Here is a 21539-nt window from a genome sequence, read left to right on the forward strand (position 1 = left end):
ATAAAGAAATTTGATATAAAAAAGCAAATTTAATGAAATTGCTATTTCACTATTAAATTTATTCCTCCAATATCCTCTATGAATTGTTTGATCGAGCTAATAATATCCGAATTATCAGTAAGAGCCAAATATTTTATTGATGTATTCTCTAAAAATTCTTTATAAGCTTTTTCCCAAAGAGTTGAATTAAGCCTTAATAACTATAATAACTGTAAATAAAAAATTAGCATGTGTTTTACTTCATAAATAAGCGTACTAAAAATGTATATTCTTCTGAATCTAATATGTTAACACATAAATGACCGCCAGATAGAGGTATTTTTTTTATTTTGTTTTTCGTATATATATCATATTTCCATAACATGATGAATCGTATTTATATACCTCTTCATCTATTAAAATATCGATAAGTTTTTCTTTTTATCAATCATAATACATATTGTCGATTTAAAAAATCTAACATGGTATTCTTTGAATAAGAGAAATGTTTAATGGTTTTTTTTACTTGTTGAAAATATTATCACCTCCAAAAAATATTACACAAAAATATTAATTTCATTTTTATATTTTACAATATTTTTCTTTTCTTTCAATACTATATATTTTTATAAATAAACATCTTACAGAATTTTTTGCAACTTAGTATTTTTCAATATTTAGTGTAACAGTCGAAACTGTAACAGATAGTAACGTTTGTAATAGTAAGCGAATACTAAGATTTTAGTAAGCGATATATGGATCTTTTAAAATCACAAAGTATGGTGTAAATTGGAGAGAGAATAACATTTTAAGAGGTATAATAAAAGAGATAGAATAAAATATAGCTAGGAGTTTGTTTATGGAAACAATAATTTAACTATTGATGATGTAAAGAATTTTATTAAGACTTTTTTGTTAAAACGCAAAAAATGCTATCTATAGATAATATGGAGAAAATTTATTATGCATTCAAAGGTTTTAAAATATATTTAGATAAGAAGCTTTTTGAAGATAGTTTTAAATATAATAAACTTCCTAAATTTAAAAGAGGAGATATTATTTATGTTGACTTTGGCCAAACATTAGGGTCAGAATTATATAAAGTAAGACCTGCGGTTGTTATAGAAAATGATAATAAAAAAGTGAAAGAACTATTATTGTAGCTCCTTTAAAAACATCTAATAAGAATGGATAAAAAGGAATATTGATGGTTTAATTAGTGTAGGAGATCATCCAAAATTAGATGATAAAAGTTATGTTGATTTAAAACAAATTAGGTCGATAAGTAAAATGAGGATAAAAATCTTAGTGAAATTAAAGCTTTAAAATCTCAAGGAATTAAAGGTTATATTTTAGATAAATTAAGTAGTGAAAAGCTTGATGAAATAGATGAGCAAATAACTAAAATTTTCTTAAAAAAGGGTTAGTTAATGAAAAAGATATATAACCGTCTAATTGTGAGATAAATTGAGATATAAGGAGAAATAAACGAAAAAAGCTTTTAATTTAAAATAATTGCCAGAAAAACAGATTAACATAAAAACATATTTATGTTATATTAATAGTGTATAGAAAATACACTGTGCCCATAGCGGCCCTAACTGAATTGAAATTGCCCTTGCGGCCCAAAGGCGTTTGGAATAACACTCCAGACGCCTTTTTTTTAATTTATTACCCACAATCTATTATATACCACTGATAAACAAAGGATTATAATAAATTTTTTTAGTGTTTTAATCTGGCGCCTGGAACATTCCCCTGTTTTGGTGAGCGTTGCCTTTTATTCTTTTTTAGCACAGTCCCATTTCGGGATTCTGTTTTTAATACCAATCATAATGTCATTTCTATCTGAATATATATTATTTTGAAAGTATACTCTTTCCTAGTATTAATCAGTATTTAGATATTTCAATTGTTTCTTGCAAATGCTATATTCTTTCAGTTTTTCTCAGTTTTTTTCATATGATTACAAAAGCACAGTATATTACCTATTCTCTAATAGATGTTTATAGCTAATAATATATATTCTAAAAATATCAAAAAATAAAAATTCTTTTTTAAGTGTGCGTATGTGGTAACTTGCAATTTAAAAAAATCTAATGGCGCTTGGCGCCGTTAGATTGTTAAATAATCGAAGCTCTTTAATGGAGCTTCGTATTTTTTTTATGACCTAACTAATGTTTAGGGCATCTTGGTAAGGCTTCGAAACGCGATGTTATTCTCAAATTAAAAGGGAATCGTGTTTTACGATCCCTTTTAAAGATTTAATTATTGAGATTATTTATGATATACCAAATGATATCAATTAAATCTTTAAAATCATGGAGTTCAAAGTTTCCATTTGAAACTTTTATAAATATTCCAATTGAAAGAATGAGATAGTATGTTCCTTCTAACTAATAGATAAAATTATGTAAATCTTTCATTTTTTTCACCTCCTTTATTAAAATTATATCTTGGGTTTTCTATTATAAATTAACAGTAAAATTGTCACACTATTATATAGTGTATTTTTCCTTTGTTTTTATTTTTTAAGATATAAGGTTTAGATCTGAAAAATCAATAATATAATTGAATGTATATATATGGTATTTTTAGAGCTACTAAGTGATTTTGTTATAGCCAAAATATCTTAACTTTTCTAAACTCTTTACGATTTTGTTTCTGACCTAAACGAAACGGTTTCGTTTAGGTTGTTAATTTTTTGTAACAGATTAAATATAAGGGGGCGACGTTTTGCCTACTCCTGGATGTAACGCACAGTGACTCCCTATAAAGAGTTTTGGTCTAAGAATAACGTAACAATTCGTTACGCTACTTCAAAATAGATAATAAGCAGAATATATCGATTATCTATGATATAATGGTTTTAAAAGGAGGTGATAGTATGAAAAACATACTATATCTCCTGCTTGTGGTGCTTTTAGCCTAGTATATATTCACACCAGTAATTGAATTCTTAGCAGTAGAATATGGGATAAGTGTTGATGAATTCAATAAATTAGTAGATGCACTATAGGAGTTGTAGCAAATATATTCTCGCAAAGCATTACAGCAGGATACAAAGCTAGAAAAAGCATCCAAGCACCGTCACCGTTAAGGTGGCGGATTTTTATTATTAATCAATATTAGAAAGCTTTTTTATTAGTATATTTACCCCTAAATCTCTTGAAATTTCTTGACTTTTTTATAACCCAAAATAAAACTGGCTTAGAAAGTGAACCTCTTATTGAGCCTCTTGAAACTCGCTATTTATCGGTATTTTAATATAATAAAATAAGGCGTTTTAAGGGCATGAAAGTCTTTTTTATGGCTAATTGGTTATAAAAGAAAAAATAAAGCCTTTATATCCCTTATATCTTTTTACATTTATATTAAGAAAATGGCTAAAAGTTGCATAATTAAAGTTTTTTAGAATTTGATGATATCGTGATGATATTAAAATAATATACAGTTGATATTATAGTGTGATATAGTGTATATCATTCTCTTTTTAGATTTTTGCTACTACATTAAATATTAGTTGGTCAAGAATAATAAAAAATTCTATTTATAGGAGTTTTAGACGTTGATGATATTATAATGTGATACAATGTATATCACTAAAATTGATACTTCAAAAAATGTAGAAAAGTTTTTTTATAATACAAGTAATATCATTATGATATTGATGTGATACTGATATGATATCGATATGATATTGAAAGTATATTATGGTGTGATATAGTGTATATCAAAAATATTTGAAGTTATACTATAAGCTAATTATAGAGGGGGTTATGATATGGGACTTAAGAAGGTGGAATTTTTAAAAGATAAGATACGCGAATATTTACTTGCTGGGCATTCTATGGCAGCTACTGAGAAGGCTCTAGGCTTAACAAAGAACGATATCCAAAGGTATTATGAAAGGGTTACCGGAGAAGATCCAAAAAAGTTAGTTGAAGAAGCTAAGGAAAGAGAAATCTTAAATGAAGTAAGAGAAATTGCTTTAAATGCAGATAAAGAACCTATAAAAGCTATTAGTAAAAAATCAGAAGTTGAAAATCTATCTAAGAAAATAGAAGATCTTGAAATTAGAGTAAAAAAATTAGAGGAGAAAATAGAAAAATCTATTCCTAATAATACATACGATGCTTTTAGTTTTACAAAGGAATATAAGGAAGGAGAAAAAGTTTTATACAGTGTTAGATTATTAAAAGATCTGAAATATAAGCTTACTGAAAAAGCCACTGAAGAAGGAATTTCTGTAAATCAATTAATTAATGCAATATTATTAAAGTACTTTGAGGAATAATTTTCTTGTCATCAAGGATACAGCAAAGTTCGAGTTCGAAATGTTTTTTTATTTCGAACTTATAGAAAAAAAATGCTATAATATCTTTGAAAAAATGTATGGGGGTGAGGTTATGCGTAAGTGTAAGTATGTTTTTGGAATTATCTTAATTATGATTATATTTAGTTTATCCAGTTGTATGAGTTTATTTATACCTTCTGTGATTGGAACATGGGAATATAAGGCTTCTGATGAGGATTTTTTGGTGAAAATTATAATAACAGAACAAAAAGGAGAAAAATTTTCAGGAGATTTATATCAAAAAATGGGAGAAAAAGAACTAACTCTTAAAATAACTAATGGGTATATAAATAGTGATGGGTGGTTAGATTTTAGTTGTTCTATGTTAATTTATGATCAGACTTCAGATGAAACAAAAAATTATGGTTTATATTTTAGTGGGAATTTAGTAAAAGATAAAATGTATTTACAAGTAGTAGAAAGATTAGATGGAGCAAAACAGGCTACGGATAATATGGTATTCAATAAAATTTATGAATAAAAGACGCCTTGAAAGCGTCTTTTATTTTTAATTATCAATGATAAATATTAAATAATTTTAATGTGAATTATTATACTTTAAGATCTTATGCATAGCTTTATCAATATATCTTTTTACTTCCGATTTTTTTATATTCATTTTTTTAGCTATTTGTGATAAAGAAAGTGTTTTATAACGCTTATTAAATTTGCCATAGTATTCAAAATCATGATTTATATAGAACCAAAATAAAGCTTCCCTTTCAACAACTGATAAATTAATTTTAGGGCTATATAGCCAAAACTCTATTAAATTAATAATAGCAAATGCTTTTATTAGATGTGTTGGATAGCCTTCTTTCGCTAAACTATTAAAGTCACGAACGCGATTAACTTTTCTTTTTATAGTTTCATATCTTACCGAATATAAAGAATATTCAAATTGAATTTTTCCATTTTCAAAATATAAATGAACTACTTGAGAGAAAACATCTTGAATAGACTTCTTATATTGTTGCAAATAGTGGATTATATCTTTTTTTGAGACGGGCATTTCAAACATTCTATACACCAACTTTTAATTCATCTAAAGCACCTTTTAAAACTTCTTCGGCCATTTCAATTTTTAAAGATATACCTTTTTTGTGGGTTTCCACTCACCATCAATATCTTGGTAATATACTCTAATGTTTAAAAGCTTTTTCCCTGCATATTCATCTACAAAAACACGAATTTTTTCTCTTGAATTTTTGTCAAACTCCTTCATACTTCACCCCTTAATTAAAAAATTTGGCGATTTAAGAGCATAAAGAAGAGGCATGAATATATTTTATCCTCTATATAAAAATGACGGGCTTATAGCTCAAAATTTTAGAGAAATAATTAATCTACTTTTATAATTTTATTTTTCAATTTATTTATAAATGGTTTGAATTCTTCTTTTGTTAATTTATACTGGTAATGCTCAATTTTTCCATTTGCCATATAAACAGCCATATGTTTAAACTTTTTAAATTCTCTAGCCAAATCTGCAGGAACTTTGAGAATATAATATTTTTCTTTTCCTCTTCTTTCAATCCAAAATTCAATCATAAAATCACTCCTTGAGATATCCTCTCTCTCTTAAAAGCTTAGCTATAGCTTCACGAATTAAATCAGAAATAGATCTTCCCTCTTTTTTACTCAAGTCCTCTAATTTATTTTTAACCTCTTCGGCTACGTTAACGTTTAATCGATGTATATTAATCACCCCCTATATGTATTGTACCACCATATAAAGTATCTTTACAAATACTTAATACTACATATTGAGATTAATGACATAATTAATATGGTGCGTATTATACTATATAATATGAACCAATAACACAAAACACCGATTAAAAGAAGTTTATAGCCTGACATCAAAAATACCTTTTTCGCCTTTTATTTTTAACCTTAAAAATTGTTACATTTAATACTTGACTTTTATTGTTATCGTAAGTTATAATTTGAATATAAATGAAATCTATTGAAAGATAGGAGGAGAGAGTTATGAAACTTGAACCGGATAAAATTATGAATGAATATTTTAATTATTTGAGACATTATCGAGGAGTAAGTGAAAAAACTTTGAAAAGATATGAAGCAACAATAAAAGATATTCTTAGCTATGGAATTACTAAAAAGGGTACAGATAATTTTTTAAAATCATTGAAAAGGTATAAGGAAAGCTCAATAAAAACTAAAATAGTTATTGCCAAGCAATTTATAAAATATCTTTATGAAAAAGGTTATATCAAAGAAAACTATCTTGAAAAAGCCAAAGCTCCAAAATATCAAAGATTGCCTAAATATTTAACAGATGATGAATTCAAAGCTATAATTGATAAAATGAACGGATATTATAAAGCATTGGCCATTTTTTTAAGAAATACTGGGCTGAGAATTTCTGAATACCATAACTTAACTCAAAAAGATATTAGAATTAAAGAAAACCATGCAGAGCTTAGAATTAAAGGGAAAGGAAATAAAGAAAGAGTTTTATTAATAGAAAAGAATTTATTAGATCTAGCAAATGAATATAAGCTTTTCGAAAATAAAAGATCTATTAGAGCTATTCAAAAATACTTTAATAAGCATGGCATATATCCACACCTTTTAAGACATACTTTTGCAGTTGAATTTTTAAATCGCGGTGGAGCTATTAATCAGTTACAGGCTATTCTTGGTCATTCAAATATAGCTATAACTGATATATACACAAAGGTTACTTCAAATAATGTAATAATAAAAGCATTTTAAGGAGGTTATACTATGGGATTTGATGAAGAATTACTTACTAGAAATGAAGTTATGGAAATTTTTAAAATATCAGCTCCTACTATTTATCGCTGGGGCAAAAAAGGGATATTAAAACCTATTAAAATAGGGAAAAAAGTTTTTTATAAAAAATCAGACATTGAAAAGTTATTAAATGAAAGTTATAAAACTCAAGAAGGAAATTCTTAACTAAAATTACGCGATTTAAAGCCTCTATTTTTTTCTTATATGAAATTATATATATAAATATAATAAACTTTCTCAGAGACGCTAATTTTTGCATATATCTTTATATTTTTTCGAGGGGTGGGTTTAGTATGGTATTTGAATTAATTTTTCGATTAGATCCTATTCGCTATGGTATTAAAAAAACTTCGTTATCTAATAAAAAGAAAAGAGAAAAAGCTTATATTAATTCTTTATCTAAACTTTTAGACGAAATTATTGATTTTAGCTATTACTGGAATAAGGAAAAGAGATATGAGGAAATATACATTGAAGGGAGGTTGAAATTTGTAAGAAGTATAAGGTTAAACAAAGTTAGAAAAGTCTTATATCGTCAACTTGTAAATGATGAAGTTATAGCCTATAATCCTTCTGGCGAAATCGAAAATGTTTTTCTTGAAAGTGTAGTTTTTGAAGAATAGGAGACAAAGTAGATACATTAAAAAAGGAGGCGATGGTATGAATTTAGTTAAGTATCAAGATAAAAAGATATCAAAACTGGAAAATGCGCTTGAAAATCAATTAATTGAGCTTGAAGTTTTAAGAGACCTTCTATCTGAGTTATTTGATAAAGTAGATCCTACACCTTTAAAGCATGAAGAAGATAAGACTTTAGCCTTATTTTCTGCATTACAAAAATTAAAATATACTCACAATTTGTTATTTATGATCCTTGAGAACCTGAATATTTATATTGAAAATGGAAATGAATTAATAAATAAAGGGACACCCCGCACAAAAACGGTAGTATCCCTATAAAAAACAAATATCGCATGATAATTATATCATAAATTCCTGGATCTGCAAAAAGCAGATCTGGGATAAAATAAAAAAGGACCCCTTTGCTTAGCATGAAAATCAAAATTGAGTTATAATAAAATAAAAGAAAGATAAAAATAATTTTTTTCGCAATATATAGTGTAAATAAACCGTTAAGATACTTTATATAGTGATATAATAAAAATAAGAAAAAAAAGACCGCTGGCAACGGTCTTATGTGTAACAGAATAAAGTTTCTTCCCTCACGCTATACTGGCAATATAGTTTCGCGGGTATATCTCTAAAACTTCCTCTACATGAGACCCGCAAAATTAAATAGGGGTATAAATGGACGTTCAATCGTCCTATTCCCTGGCATTTATATTATAGCATAATTATTTTTCATTTGTGCAATAAAGCAAAAAAGTTTAAAAAATATAAATTTTTATTAAAGAAAGGAGGTGGTTTTATGACAATAAATGAATTAGCAAAAACTTTTAAAGTGAATCGTTTCGTAATTTATAGAATTATCTACAAATTAGAGGACTTAGGAGAACACTATTTTATGAAGAAAGGGAAAAATTATAGTTTTTCAAAAAAAGACATTGATTTACTCAAGTTAGAGTTAGAAAAGTTAGGATACACTATAAAATAAAAAAGCCCTCTCGGCCAAGAGGGCTCACTCAAAAAAAAATACAACAAACATTTTATTAAAGGAGGTTTCATAATGGATAATTTTCAAACAATGAATAATATTTTAAAAGAATATTCAATTGAAGAACTAATTCCAGAATTAAATCCACAACAAAAAGGAGATTATTACATTTTAAAATGTCCTGTATGTGGGAAAAATGAAGCTTATATTTATAATAACACAAAAATTATAAAATGCAACCGTAGAGATAAATGCGGATATGAAAAACCTTTAATAAATTATTTAGAAGAAAGGGAAAACAAAAATTTTTTTGATTTGATGATTACTCTAGCTCAAAATAAAAATATTAATTTGAACTTAGATATAAAAAAATATAATAGAAAATTTATTGAATATAGAATTCTTAACGAAGCTCAAAATATTTTAATAAATAATTTATGGGAAAATAAGAACAATCCTGTTTTCAAATATCTTAAAGAAATTAGGGGATACAGTGAAAAATTTATAGCCATTAGTAAGCTAGGTTATCTTATAAGTCTTGACGATCTCAAAAATAAACTGGTAAATAAAGGTTTTTCTAGAAGTTCTTTAGACTTTTTAGATTATCATTTCAAACACTTTGAGGACACACATAAATTAGTTTTAACTTACAAAGATCAATATGGAAAAATCATTAATTTTAAAAGAAGAGCTATAACCAACATATCGCCAAAATATGTAAATTCTAAAGGATTCAAAGATACATTATTTAATCTAGAAAATATTCATAATAGTAAGATCATTTACATAGTTGAAGGTGAATTTGATGCCCTTTCATTAACCTATAATAAAGACCTCGAAAAAAGAACTTTTAAAAATATAGATGAAGTATACAATTTTGTCTATAAAAGCGGTGTTTTAGCTACTGGAGGAAAAGCTTCATTATCTTCGCAACAAGCAGAATATCTCAAAAAATATATAAACCCTGAAAAGGTTATACTAATTCCAGATAATGATAAAGCAGGAAAAAAGAATATATACACTAGTATAAAAAACCTTCAAAATGTTGGTATATATAATATAGAAATAATAAGCATTAGCTCAAGTAAAGACGTCGATGAGCTAATAAATAACTTTGGTTATAATGAATTTGAATCTTATGATTCCATACCTTTTTTAGAATGGATTATTAATGAAGAAATTGAAAATATAAAGCTAAAAGAAGGCAATTTAGACTATTATACTCTATTCCAAAAATTCAATATAATTAAGGAAAAATACGTACAAAGTGAAATCAATGAATTCATCTACAAAAAGTATTTTGAAAGATATTTTGATAAGGAACTTGCACGCGAAATCATCTTAAGAGATAAAAAAGAAAAACTCTTTTCTGAAATGCATAAAGAACTAAATAAATTATATCAAAAATTCAAACAAATAATATCTCTCAAACGTTATAAATGACATTGCTAAATTAGCAAATACTTATACATTAAAATTGAAAAGAATAGAAAACCTGAACAAAATTTAATTCAATTTCTAAGAGATCTAAAGGAAAAAAGTAAAAACACAAATGATCTTTTAGGTTATAGATCTAAGAAATTTGAGTCAATCATAAATCAGAAAATACAAGGTTATCAACCTGGTTTTTATATTATTGCTGGTTATCCCAATGCAGGGAAAACTGCATTAATGATAAATTTCTTTTTAGATGCATTATCTGCAAATGAACAACTTTTCTGTGCTTTTTATTCTCTTGATGATACAAAAGAAATTATAGCATATAGAATGTTAGCAGTATTATCAAACATCGAAATTAATAGAGTAAAAGGCTTTAAATACAAATCACAGTATGAATTAGAATCTTTAGAAAATGCATACAAAACACTTGAAAAATATAGTACTCGAATTATTTTAAAAGATCTTACTGAAATCGATAATATTGAGGCTTTAGAGGCTGAAATTGATGAATTATATACTAAAAGTAATGGAAATCTAATGGTTTTTATTGATGGATTACATAATTTAGAAATCCCTTTTGATATTGGCTCAATAAGGGAAGAAAATATAAAAAGAGCAAATATGATAAAAAAAATTATTGATTTATATAACATACCATTATTCACAACTACAGAATTACGAAAACCAAAAGTGCAAATGCTAATAATACCCTAAACCAACTATGCATGATATAAACGAGACAGGCAAATATGCTTATAACGCTAATTTAATTCTTTCGATATATTATGAAAAAGAAGGAGAAAAAGCTTTAGAAGAAAACAAAGACATTATTCCTGTAAAATTAAGTTTTGCAAAAAATAAACTTAGTGGCTACAGAGGTATTATAGATATGAATTTATATAAGTACAAAAATATATTTGAGGTTGTTGAGAGAAAAGTTTCAACTTTAAAATAGGAGGGAAAATATGAAAAAAGAACTGATTGCATATAAAATAAAAAATAAATATATATTCCGATTAAATGACATATCAAATGAAAATATAAAAAATAAAATTTTGAATTTAGATACTAATCCAATTATAGCAAAAGAAAAAATTAAAATATTTAATACACCTGAAGAATCCTTTGCTATATTTGATGAGCACATACCTAAAATTCACTCTTCTATAAATATATCTATACCGATTTCATTTGCTGAAATAGTAAAAATCTTAGAAAAAGATAACGTAAAAATAAAAGTGAATAATATTACATCTAATTTTAATTCATTTTATAAGAGAAACGAAAGTAAATTTATTCAATTAGAAAAAGAAATTCTAAATAAACTTTTAAATATCGCTAATGAAATTAAGCAAAAATTCACTGATGAAATTTCAATTGAATTTTTCGACTCTTTAAAAATCCTTACTGAAGAGAGTCTTGAAGACCCTACAACATTTTTATCATTCAAAGCTATATTATCTGATTTTTTTGAATGGTTTATAGAAGCAAAAAAAATAACTCGTTCTCCACTAAATTTTGAAAAAAACCTTAATAAATTTACAAAACACGAGATTAGTAAGCTTCTAATAGACACTAATTTGAAAAATCCCGAAAATCTTGAATTAACAGAAACAACAAAAAATATAGGGATACAAATAGAAAATGCATATGAATTTAGAGTAATCAAAGCTATTCAAAAGCTATTCAAAGAACAAGGTTATATCGGTAATGCAACAAAGAAAGAAAATCAATACTACTCAATTGATAATAAAAGGTTTATAAGACCTACAATTACTTTTAAATTAAGTGATTTTTTCAAAGCCTTAGGTATGAATTATAAAACATCTGGAAATATATATAAAAGATATAAACAGGCTTTAAAAGAACTTCAACTTAGAGAACACACCTTAATAAGTAAGATTTCAAATTCAAATGGGGAAGTTTATCGTTTAACTTATACTACACCATTAATTTCAAGAGTGGAAACACTAAAAGTTGATAAAGTAAAAAATGGAAAATTAGAAAAAACAGAAGAAGTTTATTCTTTAGAATTATCTAGAATCTTTTATGAAGGGCTAACTAAAGATCTTGACCCAGATGGGAATTTACTATATATCAACGAACCTGCTGATTTATGGATATTATAGACTCAAACTTGCCGCCTCGAACCAAAAAGTTACCATATTACTATTTTGCAAGCTTTCTGGTGTTAAAATATAATGAATTAAAAAAAATGAAAAAAGGGCAAAAACAGGGTTTAAAATTTAAAATTGCTTATAAAGAACTACTTATAAAATTAAATATAAAAACAGATTTCAAAAAGTATCCTTCTAGGTTAAAAAATCAACTTCAAAAGATATTAACTTTCTTTAAAAAGATAGGTTTAATATCTTCTTTTACTCCATATAGTGAAGATGTAGAAATTAAAATAAATAGTGATTTTTTTGAAGATTACGAAATTTATAATATTTAATTAATATTTCAAAAACCACCGTACAGATTGTGGGAAATTTCGTACAGATTGTGGGAAATTTCGTACAGATTGTGGGAAATTTCGTACAGATTGTGGGAATCAATTTTTTAAAATTCCCTAAAATAAAGGGTTTTAGAGGACGATTTTTTCTATATAATTATATAATAGTAAAATTATATAATAGGCGGGCTTATTTTTAAAAACGCCCGCCATATTTTTAAGATAAAAGGAGAAAAGATTTTTTCTCTTTAATCTTAATCTGAAATTAGCTATTAATAACAGTTAGAAAAAACGGCTTGCAGATAAAGGGTCGAAAACTTCTGAAATGCTATTAAATAATGGAATACAACAATTTATTTTTTTTATTGTAACAAAATATAATAGGTAATATTTTGAATGTATATTTTCTAAAAAGCTTATAATAAGTGAATTATAAACGATATTTTGGTTGCAGATAAAGGGTCGAAATTTTTATCAAATCCACTATTGGTTATATATTAATATTGCAGAACAGATTGTTATAATTTTACAATTAGCTTTTAAAGCTTATTTAAAATATTGAGTACTCATTTTGGTACGAAAAAAATAAAATTAACATGACGAAATCGTTTCGCCACGTCGAAACGGTGGATATTTTGAATTTCAAAAGTAATTACAGGTGACTATTGAACATAAAATATTCTTTCTTTTTATTGTAAGTTATCATACAAGTTATAATATATATAATTTTTATTTTCTAAATTATATCCCCTCATTATCATATATGTCATTAAAGCATACGACACTTCTTGTATCAAATATTTGTATGTTCGGTATTTTTGATCTATTTTATCGTTTTTATGTTTTAGTAAAACAATATAGTTTTCACCATATCTTTCATCAAATAAAATCATTATATTGTTTTTGAAATAAATCATAGGATTTTTAATTTTGTTAGCATTAATATTATCAGTTTCAGGAGCAATAATAGTATATTCTGGAGAAATCAAAATAGTTTGAGGAAACAAGTTTACATAAAATTCTGTAATCGTAGTATCAATATTTTTAGGATTTAATAATTTTAATCTATTCGCTAATTTTAATAGTTTGTCATAAAATAATTTTGGAAGGGAACTAGTAAATTGGTCATCTAAGTATTCAATAAGTTTTTGTTTGTTATTGTGTGTTTCATATTTAAATTGAGGATAAACTTGTGACAAAAAATTTTCAAAATCAAAAACTGCCTGCGGATTTTTATAAAGAAATTTGATATAAAAAAGCAAATTTAATGAAATTGCTATTTCACTATTAAATTTTATTCCTCCAATATCCTCTATGAATTGTTTGATCGAGCTAATAATATCCGAATTATCAGTAAGAGCCAAATATTTTATTGATGTATTCTCTAAAAATTCTTTATAAGCTTTTTCCCAAAGAGTTGAATTAAGCCTTAATAAACTATAATAACTGTAAATAAAAAAATTAGCAATGTGTTTTACTTCATAAATAAGCGTACTAAAAAATGTATATTCTTCTGAATCTAATATGTTAACACATAAATGACCGCCAGATAGAGGTATTTTTTTTATTTTGTTTTTCGTATATATATCATATTTTCCATAACATGATGAATCGTATTTATATACCTCTTCATCTATTAAAATATCGATAAGTTTTTCTTTTTTATCAATCATAAATACATATTGTCGATTTAAAAAATCTAACATGGTATTCTTTGAATAAGAGAAATGTTTAATGGTTTTTTTACTTTGTTGAAAATATTATCACCTCCAAAAATATTACACAAAAATATTTAATTTCATTTTTATATTTTACAATATTTTTCTTTTCTTTCAATACTATATATTTTTTATAAATAAACATCTTACAGAATTTTTTGCAACTTAGTATTTTTCAATATTTAGTGTAACAGTCGAAACTGTAACAGATAGTAACGTTTGTAATAGTAAGCGAATACTAAGATTTTAGTAAGCGATATATGGATCCTTTTAAAATCACAAAGTATGGTGTAAATTGGAGAGAGAATTAACATTTTAAGAGGTATAATAAAAGAGATAGAATAAAATATAGCTAGGAGGTTTGTTTATGGGAAACAATAATTTAACTATTGATGATGTAAAGAATTTTATTAAGACTTTTTTTGTTAAAACGCAAAAAATGCTATCTATAGATAATATGGAGAAAATTTATTATGCATTCAAAGGTTTTAAAATATATTTAGATAAGAAGCTTTTTGAAGATAGTTTTAAATATAATAAACTTCCTAAATTTAAAAGAGGAGATATTATTTATGTTGACTTTGGCCAAACATTAGGGTCAGAATTATATAAAGTAAGACCTGCGGTTGTTATAGAAAATGATAATAAAAAAAGTGAAAGAACTATTATTGTAGCTCCTTTAAAAACATCTAATAAGAATGGGATAAAAAGGAATATTGATGGTTTAATTAGTGTAGGAGATCATCCAAAATTAGATGATAAAAGTTATGTTGATTTAAAACAAATTAGGTCGATAAGTAAAATGAGGATAAAAAATCTTAGTGAAATTAAAGCTTTAAAATCTCAAGGAATTAAAGGTTATATTTTAGATAAATTAAGTAGTGAAAAGCTTGATGAAATAGATGAGCAAATAACTAAAATTTTTCTTAAAAAGGGTTAGTTAATGAAAAAGATATATAACCGTCTAATTGTGAGATAAATTGAGATATAAGGAGAAAATAAACGAAAAAAGCTTTTAATTTAAAATAATTGCCAGAAAAACAGATTAACATAAAAACATATTTATGTTATATTAATAGTGTATAGAAAATACACTGTGCCATAGCGGCCCTAACTGAATTGAAATTGCCCTTGCGGCCCAAAGGCGTTTGGAATAACACTCCAGACGCCTTTTTTTAATTTATTACCCACAATCTATTATATACCACTGATAAACAAAGGATTATAATAAATTTTTTTTAGTGTTTTAATCTGGCGCCTGGAACATTCCCTGTTTTGGTGAGCGTTGCCTTTTATTCTTTTTTAGCACAGTCCCATTTCGGGATTCTGTTTTTAATACCAATCATAATGTCATTTCTATCTGAATATATATTATTTTGAAAGTATACTCTTTCCTAGTATTAATCAGTATTTAGATATTTCAATTGTTTCTTGCAAATGCTATATTCTTTCAGTTTTTCTCAGTTTTTTTCATATGATTACAAAAGCACAGTATATTACCTATTCTCTAATAGATGTTTATAGCTAATAATATATATTCTAAAAAATATCAAAAAATAAAAATTCTTTTTTAAGTGTGCGTATGTGGTAACTTGCAATTTAAAAAAATCTAATGGCGCTTGGCGCCGTTAGATTGTTAAATAATCGAAGCTCTTTAATGGAGCTTCGTATTTTTTTATGACCTAACTAATGTTTAGGGCATCTTGGTAAGGCTTCGAAACGCGATGTTATTCTCAAAATTAAAAGGGAATCGTGTTTTACGATCCCTTTTAAAGATTTAATTATTGAGATTATTTATGATATACCAAATGATATCAATTAAATCTTTAAAATCATGGAGTTCAAAGTTTCCATTTGAAACTTTTATAAATATTCCAATTGAAAGAATGAGATAGTATGTTCCTTCTAACTAATAGATAAAATTATGTAAATCTTTCATTTTTTTCACCTCCTTTATTAAAATTATATCTTGGGTTTTCTATTATAAATTAACAGTAAAATTGTCACACTATTATATAGTGTATTTTTCCTTTGTTTTTATTTTTTAAGATATAAGGTTTAGATCTGAAAAATCAATAATATAATTGAATGTATATATATGGTATTTTTAGAGCTACTAAGTGATTTTGTTATAGCCAAAATATCTTAACTTTTCTAAACTCTTTACGATTTTGTTTCTGACCTAAACGAAACGGTTTCGTTTAGGTTGTTAATTTTTTTGTAACAGATTAAATATAAGGGGGCGACGTTTTGCCTACTCCTGGATGTAACGCACAGTGACTCCCTATAAAGAGTTTTGGTCTAAGAATAACGTAACAATTCGTTACGCTACTTCAAAATAGATAATAAGCAGAATATATCGATTATCTATGATATAATGGTTTTAAAAGGAGGTGATAGTATGAAAAACATACTATATCTCCTGCTTGTGGTGCTTTTAGCCTAGTATATATTCACACCAGTAATTGAATTCTTAGCAGTAGAATATGGGATAAGTGTTGATGAATTCAATAAATTAGTAGATGCACTATAGGAGTTGTAGCAAATATATTCTCGCAAAGCATTACAGCAGGATACAAAGCTAGAAAAAGCATCCAAGCACCGTCACCGTTAAGGTGGCGGATTTTTATTATTAATCAATATTAGAAAGCTTTTTTATTAGTATATTTACCCCTAAATCTCTTGAAATTTCTTGACTTTTTTATAACCCAAAATAAAACTGGCTTAGAAAGTGAACCTCTTATTGAGCCTCTTGAAACTCGCTATTTATCGGTATTTTAATATAATAAAATAAGGCGTTTTAAGGGCATGAAAGTCTTTTTTATGGCTAATTGGTTATAAAAGAAAAAATAAAGCCTTTATATCCCTTATATCTTTTTACATTTATATTAAGAAAATGGCTAAAAGTTGCATAATTAAAGTTTTTTAGAATTTGATGATATCGTGATGATATTAAAATAATATACAGTTGATATTATAGTGTGATATAGTGTATATCATTCTCTTTTTAGATTTTTGCTACTACATTAAATATTAGTTGGTCAAGAATAATAAAAAATTCTATTTATAGGAGTTTTAGACGTTGATGATATTATAATGTGATACAATGTATATCACTAAAATTGATACTTCAAAAAATGTAGAAAAGTTTTTTTATAATACAAGTAATATCATTATGATATTGATGTGATACTGATATGATATCGATATGATATTGAAAGTATATTATGGTGTGATATAGTGTATATCAAAAATATTTGAAGTTATACTATAAGCTAATTATAGAGGGGTTATGATATGGGACTTAAGAAGGTGGAATTTTTAAAAGATAAGATACGCGAATATTTACTTGCTGGGCATTCTATGGCAGCTACTGAGAAGGCTCTAGGCTTAACAAAGAACGATATCCAAAGGTATTATGAAAGGGTTACCGGAGAAGATCCAAAAAAGTTAGTTGAAGAAGCTAAGGAAAGAGAAATCTTAAATGAAGTAAGAGAAATTGCTTTAAATGCAGATAAAGAACCTATAAAAGCTATTAGTAAAAAATCAGAAGTTGAAAATCTATCTAAGAAAATAGAAGATCTTGAAATTAGAGTAAAAAATTAGAGGAGAAAATAGAAAAATCTATTCCTAATAATACATACGATGCTTTTAGTTTTACAAAGGAATATAAGGAAGGAGAAAAAGTTTTATACAGTGTTAGATTATTAAAAGATCTGAAATATAAGCTTACTGAAAAAGCCACTGAAGAAGGAATTTCTGTAAATCAATTAATTAATGCAATATTATTAAAGTACTTTGAGGAATAATTTTCTTGTCATCAAGGATACAGCAAAGTTCGAGTTCGAAATGTTTTTTTATTTCGAACTTATAGAAAAAAAATGCTATAATATCTTTGAAAAAATGTATGGGGTGAGGTTATGCGTAAGTGTAAGTATGTTTTTGGAATTATCTTAATTATGATTATATTTAGTTTATCCAGTTGTATGAGTTTATTTATACCTTCTGTGATTGGAACATGGAATATAAGGCTTCTGATGAGGATTTTTTGGTGAAAATTATAATAACAGAACAAAAAGGAGAAAAATTTTCAGGAGATTTATATCAAAAAATGGGAGAAAAAGAACTAACTCTTAAAATAACTAATGGGTATATAAATAGTGATGGGTGGTTAGATTTTAGTTGTTCTATGTTAATTTATGATCAGACTTCAGATGAAACAAAAAATTATGGTTTATATTTTAGTGGGAATTTAGTAAAAGATAAAATGTATTTACAAGTAGTAGAAAGATTAGATGGAGCAAAACAGGCTACGGATAATATGGTATTCAATAAAATTTATGAATAAAAGACGCCTTGAAAGCGTCTTTTATTTTTAATTATCAATGATAAATATTAAATAATTTTAATGTGAATTATTATACTTTAAGATCTTATGCATAGCTTTATCAATATATCTTTTTACTTCCGATTTTTTTATATTCATTTTTTTAGCTATTTGTGATAAAGAAAGTGTTTTATAACGCTTATTAAATTTGCCATAGTATTCAAAATCATGATTTATATAGAACCAAAATAAAGCTTCCCTTTCAACAACTGATAAATTAATTTTAGGGCTATATAGCCAAAACTCTATTAAATTAATAATAGCAAATGCTTTTATTAGATGTGTTGGATAGCCTTCTTTCGCTAAACTATTAAAGTCACGAACGCGATTAACTTTTCTTTTTATAGTTTCATATCTTACCGAATATAAAGAATATTCAAATTGAATTTTTCCATTTTCAAAATATAAATGAACTACTTGAGAGAAAACATCTTGAATAGACTTCTTATATTGTTGCAAATAGTGGATTATATCTTTTTTTGAGACGGGCATTTCAAACATTCTATACACCAACTTTTAATTCATCTAAAGCACCTTTTAAAACTTCTTCGGCCATTTCAATTTTTAAAGATATACCTTTTTTGTGGGTTTCCACTCACCATCAATATCTTGGTAATATACTCTAATGTTTAAAAGCTTTTTCCCTGCATATTCATCTACAAAAACACGAATTTTTTCTCTTGAATTTTTGTCAAACTCCTTCATACTTCACCCCTTAATTAAAAAATTTGGCGATTTAAGAGCATAAAGAAGAGGCATGAATATATTTTATCCTCTATATAAAAATGACGGGCTTATAGCTCAAAATTTTAGAGAAATAATTAATCTACTTTTATAATTTTATTTTTCAATTTATTTATAAATGGTTTGAATTCTTCTTTTGTTAATTTATACTGGTAATGCTCAATTTTTCCATTTGCCATATAAACAGCCATATGTTTAAACTTTTTAAATTCTCTAGCCAAATCTGCAGGAACTTTGAGAATATAATATTTTTCTTTTCCTCTTCTTTCAATCCAAAATTCAATCATAAAATCACTCCTTGAGATATCCTCTCTCTCTTAAAAGCTTAGCTATAGCTTCACGAATTAAATCAGAAATAGATCTTCCCTCTTTTTTACTCAAGTCCTCTAATTTATTTTTAACCTCTTCGGCTACGTTAACGTTTAATCGATGTATATTAATCACCCCTATATGTATTGTACCACCATATAAAGTATCTTTACAAATACTTAATACTACATATTGAGATTAATGACATAATTAATATGGTGCGTATTATACTATATAATATGAACCAATAACACAAAACACCGATTAAAAGAAGTTTATAGCCTGACATCAAAAATACCTTTTTCGCCTTTTATTTTAACCTTAAAATTGTTACATTTAATACTTGACTTTTATTGTTATCGTAAGTTATAATTTGAATATAAATGAAATCTATTGAAAGATAGGAGGAGAGAGTTATGAAACTTGAACGGATAAAATTATGAATGAATATTTTAATTATTTGAGACATTATCGAGGAGTAAGTGAAAAACTTTGAAAAGATATGAAGCAACAATAAAGATATTCTTAGCTATGGAATTACTAAAAAGGTACAGATAATTTTTAAAATCATTGAAAAGGTATAAGGAAAGCTCAATAAAACTAAAATAGTTATTGCCAAGCAATTTATAAAATATCTTTATGAAAAAGGTTATATCAAAGAAAACTATCTTGAAAAAGCCAAAGCTCCAAAATATCAAAGATTGCCTAAATATTTAACAGATGATGAATTCAAAGCTATAATTGATAAAATGAACGATATTATAAAGCATTGGCCATTTTTTTAAGAAATACTGGCTGAGAATTTCTGAATACCATAACTTAACTCAAAAGATATTAGAATTAAAGAAAACCATGCAGAGCTTAGAATTAAAGGGAAAGGAAATAAAGAAAGAGTTTTATTAATAGAAAAGAATTTATTAGATCTAGCAAATGAATATAAGCTTTTCGAAAATAAAAGATCTATTAGAGCTATTCAAAAATACTTTAATAAGCATGGCATATATCCACACCTTTTAAGACATACTTTTGCAGTTGAATTTTTAAATCGCGGTGGAGCTATTAATCAGTTACAGGCTATTCTTGGTCATTCAAATATAGCTATAACTGATATATACACAAAGGTTACTTCAAATAATGTAATAATAAAAGCATTTTAAGGAGGTTATACTATGGGATTTGATGAAGAATTACTTACTAGAAATGAAGTTATGGAAATTTTTAAAATATCAGCTCCTACTATTTATCGCTGGGCAAAAAAGGATATTAAAACCTATTAAAATAGGGAAAAAAGTTTTTATAAAAAATCAGACATTGAAAAGTTATTAAATGAAAGTTATAAAACTCAAGAAGGAAATTCTTAACTAAAATTACGCGATTTAAAGCCTCTATTTTTTTCTTATATGAAATTATATATATAAATATAATAAACTTTCTCAGAGACGCTAATTTTTGCATATATCTTTATATTTTTCGAGGGGTGGGTTTAGTATGGTATTTGAATTAATTTTCGATTAGATCCTATTCGCTATGGTATTAAAAAAACTTCGTTATCTAATAAAAAGAAAAGAGAAAAAGCTTATATTAATTCTTTATCTAAACTTTTAGACGAAATTATTGATTTTAGCTATTACTGGAATAAGGAAAAGAGATATGAGGAAATATACATTGAAGGAGGTTGAAATTTGTAAGAAGTATAAGGTTAAACAAAGTTAGAAAAGTCTTATATCGTCAACTTGTAAATGATGAAGTTA

28 protein-coding genes are annotated in these 21539 nt (G+C 25.9%); 19 read left to right on the plus strand and 9 right to left on the minus strand.

The annotated features are described in order from the left end of the window. Positions 1-908: 908 nt before the first annotated feature. The 3 genes from DJ007_RS13790 to DJ007_RS13800 all read left to right on the plus strand — a co-directional run bounded on the left by DJ007_RS13790 (position 909) and on the right by DJ007_RS13800 (position 4817). Complete coding sequence (locus DJ007_RS13790) at positions 909-1142, plus strand: type II toxin-antitoxin system PemK/MazF family toxin (RefSeq protein ID WP_206076399.1); 234 nt, start codon at positions 909-911, stop codon at positions 1140-1142. 2621 nt (positions 1143-3763) lie between these two features. Further along, positions 3764-4276 carry a toxin-antitoxin system HicB family antitoxin gene (locus tag DJ007_RS13795; protein WP_129410087.1) on the plus strand — a complete coding sequence of 171 codons (513 nt, stop codon included), beginning with the start codon at positions 3764-3766 and terminating at the stop codon, positions 4274-4276. Between the two features lie 112 nt (positions 4277-4388). Next, a complete protein-coding gene (locus tag DJ007_RS13800; RefSeq protein WP_129410088.1) occupies positions 4389-4817 on the plus strand; it encodes a hypothetical protein in 429 nt (142 codons plus the stop codon). A gap of 57 nt (positions 4818-4874) precedes the next feature. Here DJ007_RS13800 and DJ007_RS13805 read toward each other — a convergent pair whose 3' ends face one another. The 4 genes from DJ007_RS13805 to DJ007_RS20610 all read right to left on the minus strand — a co-directional run bounded on the left by DJ007_RS13805 (position 4875) and on the right by DJ007_RS20610 (position 6044). Beyond that, positions 4875-5357, minus strand: coding sequence for an RNA polymerase subunit sigma-70 (locus DJ007_RS13805; RefSeq protein WP_129410089.1), 483 nt, complete (start codon positions 5355-5357; stop codon positions 4875-4877). 63 nt (positions 5358-5420) lie between these two features. Beyond that, on the minus strand, positions 5421-5561 hold the full coding sequence (locus DJ007_RS20605; RefSeq protein ID WP_129410090.1) for a transcriptional coactivator p15/PC4 family protein: 141 nt from the start codon (positions 5559-5561) through the stop codon (positions 5421-5423). A 116-nt stretch (positions 5562-5677) separates the two neighbouring features. Continuing rightward, positions 5678-5887 (minus strand): hypothetical protein, encoded by a 210-nt coding sequence (locus DJ007_RS13815; protein ID WP_129410091.1) that lies wholly within the window; start codon positions 5885-5887, stop codon positions 5678-5680. Positions 5888-5891: 4 nt separating this feature from the next. After that, a complete protein-coding gene (locus tag DJ007_RS20610) occupies positions 5892-6044 on the minus strand; it encodes a plasmid partition protein ParG (protein ID WP_129410092.1) in 153 nt (50 codons plus the stop codon). Positions 6045-6328: 284 nt separating this feature from the next. Between DJ007_RS20610 and DJ007_RS13825 the strand changes: the two genes are divergently transcribed. From DJ007_RS13825 to DJ007_RS13870, 10 genes are all read left to right on the plus strand, one after another. Continuing rightward, on the plus strand, positions 6329-7078 hold the full coding sequence (locus DJ007_RS13825) for a tyrosine-type recombinase/integrase (RefSeq protein ID WP_129410093.1): 750 nt from the start codon (positions 6329-6331) through the stop codon (positions 7076-7078). Between the two features lie 12 nt (positions 7079-7090). After that, positions 7091-7285: a helix-turn-helix transcriptional regulator gene (locus DJ007_RS13830; protein WP_129410094.1), complete on the plus strand. Its 195-nt coding sequence runs from the start codon at positions 7091-7093 to the stop codon at positions 7283-7285. A gap of 128 nt (positions 7286-7413) precedes the next feature. After that, entirely contained in the window at positions 7414-7743 is a 330-nt protein-coding gene (locus tag DJ007_RS13835; protein WP_129410095.1) for a hypothetical protein, read from the plus strand. A gap of 37 nt (positions 7744-7780) precedes the next feature. Further along, on the plus strand, positions 7781-8080 hold the full coding sequence (locus DJ007_RS13840; protein WP_129410096.1) for a hypothetical protein: 300 nt from the start codon (positions 7781-7783) through the stop codon (positions 8078-8080). A 469-nt stretch (positions 8081-8549) separates the two neighbouring features. Then, a complete protein-coding gene (locus tag DJ007_RS13845; protein WP_240739654.1) occupies positions 8550-8735 on the plus strand; it encodes a hypothetical protein in 186 nt (61 codons plus the stop codon). 72 nt (positions 8736-8807) lie between these two features. Beyond that, positions 8808-10178 (plus strand): toprim domain-containing protein, encoded by a 1371-nt coding sequence (locus tag DJ007_RS13850; protein ID WP_129410098.1) that lies wholly within the window; start codon positions 8808-8810, stop codon positions 10176-10178. Positions 10179-10340: 162 nt separating this feature from the next. Beyond that, the gene (locus DJ007_RS13855) at positions 10341-10889 is read left to right on the plus strand and encodes a DnaB-like helicase C-terminal domain-containing protein (protein WP_276318805.1); all 549 of its coding nucleotides are present in this window, start codon (positions 10341-10343) and stop codon (positions 10887-10889) included. 7 nt (positions 10890-10896) lie between these two features. Further along, positions 10897-11130: a hypothetical protein gene (locus tag DJ007_RS13860; protein ID WP_129410100.1), complete on the plus strand. Its 234-nt coding sequence runs from the start codon at positions 10897-10899 to the stop codon at positions 11128-11130. Between the two features lie 10 nt (positions 11131-11140). Beyond that, positions 11141-12304: a hypothetical protein gene (locus DJ007_RS13865; RefSeq protein WP_129410101.1), complete on the plus strand. Its 1164-nt coding sequence runs from the start codon at positions 11141-11143 to the stop codon at positions 12302-12304. After that, positions 12292-12630 carry a hypothetical protein gene (locus tag DJ007_RS13870; protein ID WP_129410102.1) on the plus strand — a complete coding sequence of 113 codons (339 nt, stop codon included), beginning with the start codon at positions 12292-12294 and terminating at the stop codon, positions 12628-12630. Before DJ007_RS13865 ends, DJ007_RS13870 begins: the two co-directional genes overlap by 13 nt. Positions 12631-13319: 689 nt before the next feature. On the opposite strand, the gene DJ007_RS13875 is transcribed toward DJ007_RS13870, so the two are convergent. Continuing rightward, positions 13320-14303, minus strand: a complete 984-nt coding sequence (locus DJ007_RS13875) for a hypothetical protein (protein WP_129410103.1) — start codon at positions 14301-14303, stop codon at positions 13320-13322. A gap of 412 nt (positions 14304-14715) precedes the next feature. On the opposite strand from DJ007_RS13875, the gene DJ007_RS13880 reads away from it, so the two are divergent. The 4 genes from DJ007_RS13880 (at position 14716) to DJ007_RS13895 (ending at position 18696) form a co-directional block, all read left to right on the plus strand. Next, entirely contained in the window at positions 14716-15288 is a 573-nt protein-coding gene (locus tag DJ007_RS13880) for a type II toxin-antitoxin system PemK/MazF family toxin (RefSeq protein WP_129410104.1), read from the plus strand. Positions 15289-17645: 2357 nt separating this feature from the next. Next, on the plus strand, positions 17646-17954 hold the full coding sequence (locus tag DJ007_RS13885) for a hypothetical protein (protein ID WP_129410105.1): 309 nt from the start codon (positions 17646-17648) through the stop codon (positions 17952-17954). A gap of 110 nt (positions 17955-18064) precedes the next feature. Beyond that, positions 18065-18157 (plus strand): hypothetical protein, encoded by a 93-nt coding sequence (locus DJ007_RS20615; RefSeq protein WP_368359932.1) that lies wholly within the window; start codon positions 18065-18067, stop codon positions 18155-18157. A 242-nt stretch (positions 18158-18399) separates the two neighbouring features. Then, entirely contained in the window at positions 18400-18696 is a 297-nt protein-coding gene (locus DJ007_RS13895; RefSeq protein WP_129410106.1) for a hypothetical protein, read from the plus strand. Positions 18697-18753: 57 nt separating this feature from the next. Here the strand turns inward: DJ007_RS13895 and DJ007_RS13900 are convergent, their stop codons facing one another. From DJ007_RS13900 to DJ007_RS13915, 4 genes are all read right to left on the minus strand, one after another. Continuing rightward, positions 18754-19236 carry an RNA polymerase subunit sigma-70 gene (locus DJ007_RS13900; RefSeq protein WP_129410089.1) on the minus strand — a complete coding sequence of 161 codons (483 nt, stop codon included), beginning with the start codon at positions 19234-19236 and terminating at the stop codon, positions 18754-18756. Between the two features lie 63 nt (positions 19237-19299). Next, complete coding sequence (locus DJ007_RS20620; protein WP_129410090.1) at positions 19300-19440, minus strand: transcriptional coactivator p15/PC4 family protein; 141 nt, start codon at positions 19438-19440, stop codon at positions 19300-19302. A 116-nt stretch (positions 19441-19556) separates the two neighbouring features. After that, positions 19557-19766, minus strand: coding sequence for a hypothetical protein (locus DJ007_RS13910; RefSeq protein ID WP_129410091.1), 210 nt, complete (start codon positions 19764-19766; stop codon positions 19557-19559). Between the two features lie 4 nt (positions 19767-19770). Next, positions 19771-19923: a plasmid partition protein ParG gene (locus DJ007_RS13915; RefSeq protein WP_129410092.1), complete on the minus strand. Its 153-nt coding sequence runs from the start codon at positions 19921-19923 to the stop codon at positions 19771-19773. Between the two features lie 863 nt (positions 19924-20786). On the opposite strand from DJ007_RS13915, the gene DJ007_RS20625 reads away from it, so the two are divergent. Further along, positions 20787-20945 carry a tyrosine-type recombinase/integrase gene (locus DJ007_RS20625; RefSeq protein WP_368359934.1) on the plus strand — a complete coding sequence of 53 codons (159 nt, stop codon included), beginning with the start codon at positions 20787-20789 and terminating at the stop codon, positions 20943-20945. Positions 20946-20957: 12 nt separating this feature from the next. After that, positions 20958-21065, plus strand: a complete 108-nt coding sequence (locus DJ007_RS18430) for a helix-turn-helix transcriptional regulator (RefSeq protein ID WP_165974201.1) — start codon at positions 20958-20960, stop codon at positions 21063-21065. Positions 21066-21539: the final 474 nt, after the last annotated feature.

Source organism: Marinitoga lauensis, from assembly GCF_004135675.1.
In the GTDB taxonomy this organism is placed as follows: domain Bacteria; phylum Thermotogota; class Thermotogae; order Petrotogales; family Petrotogaceae; genus Marinitoga; species Marinitoga lauensis.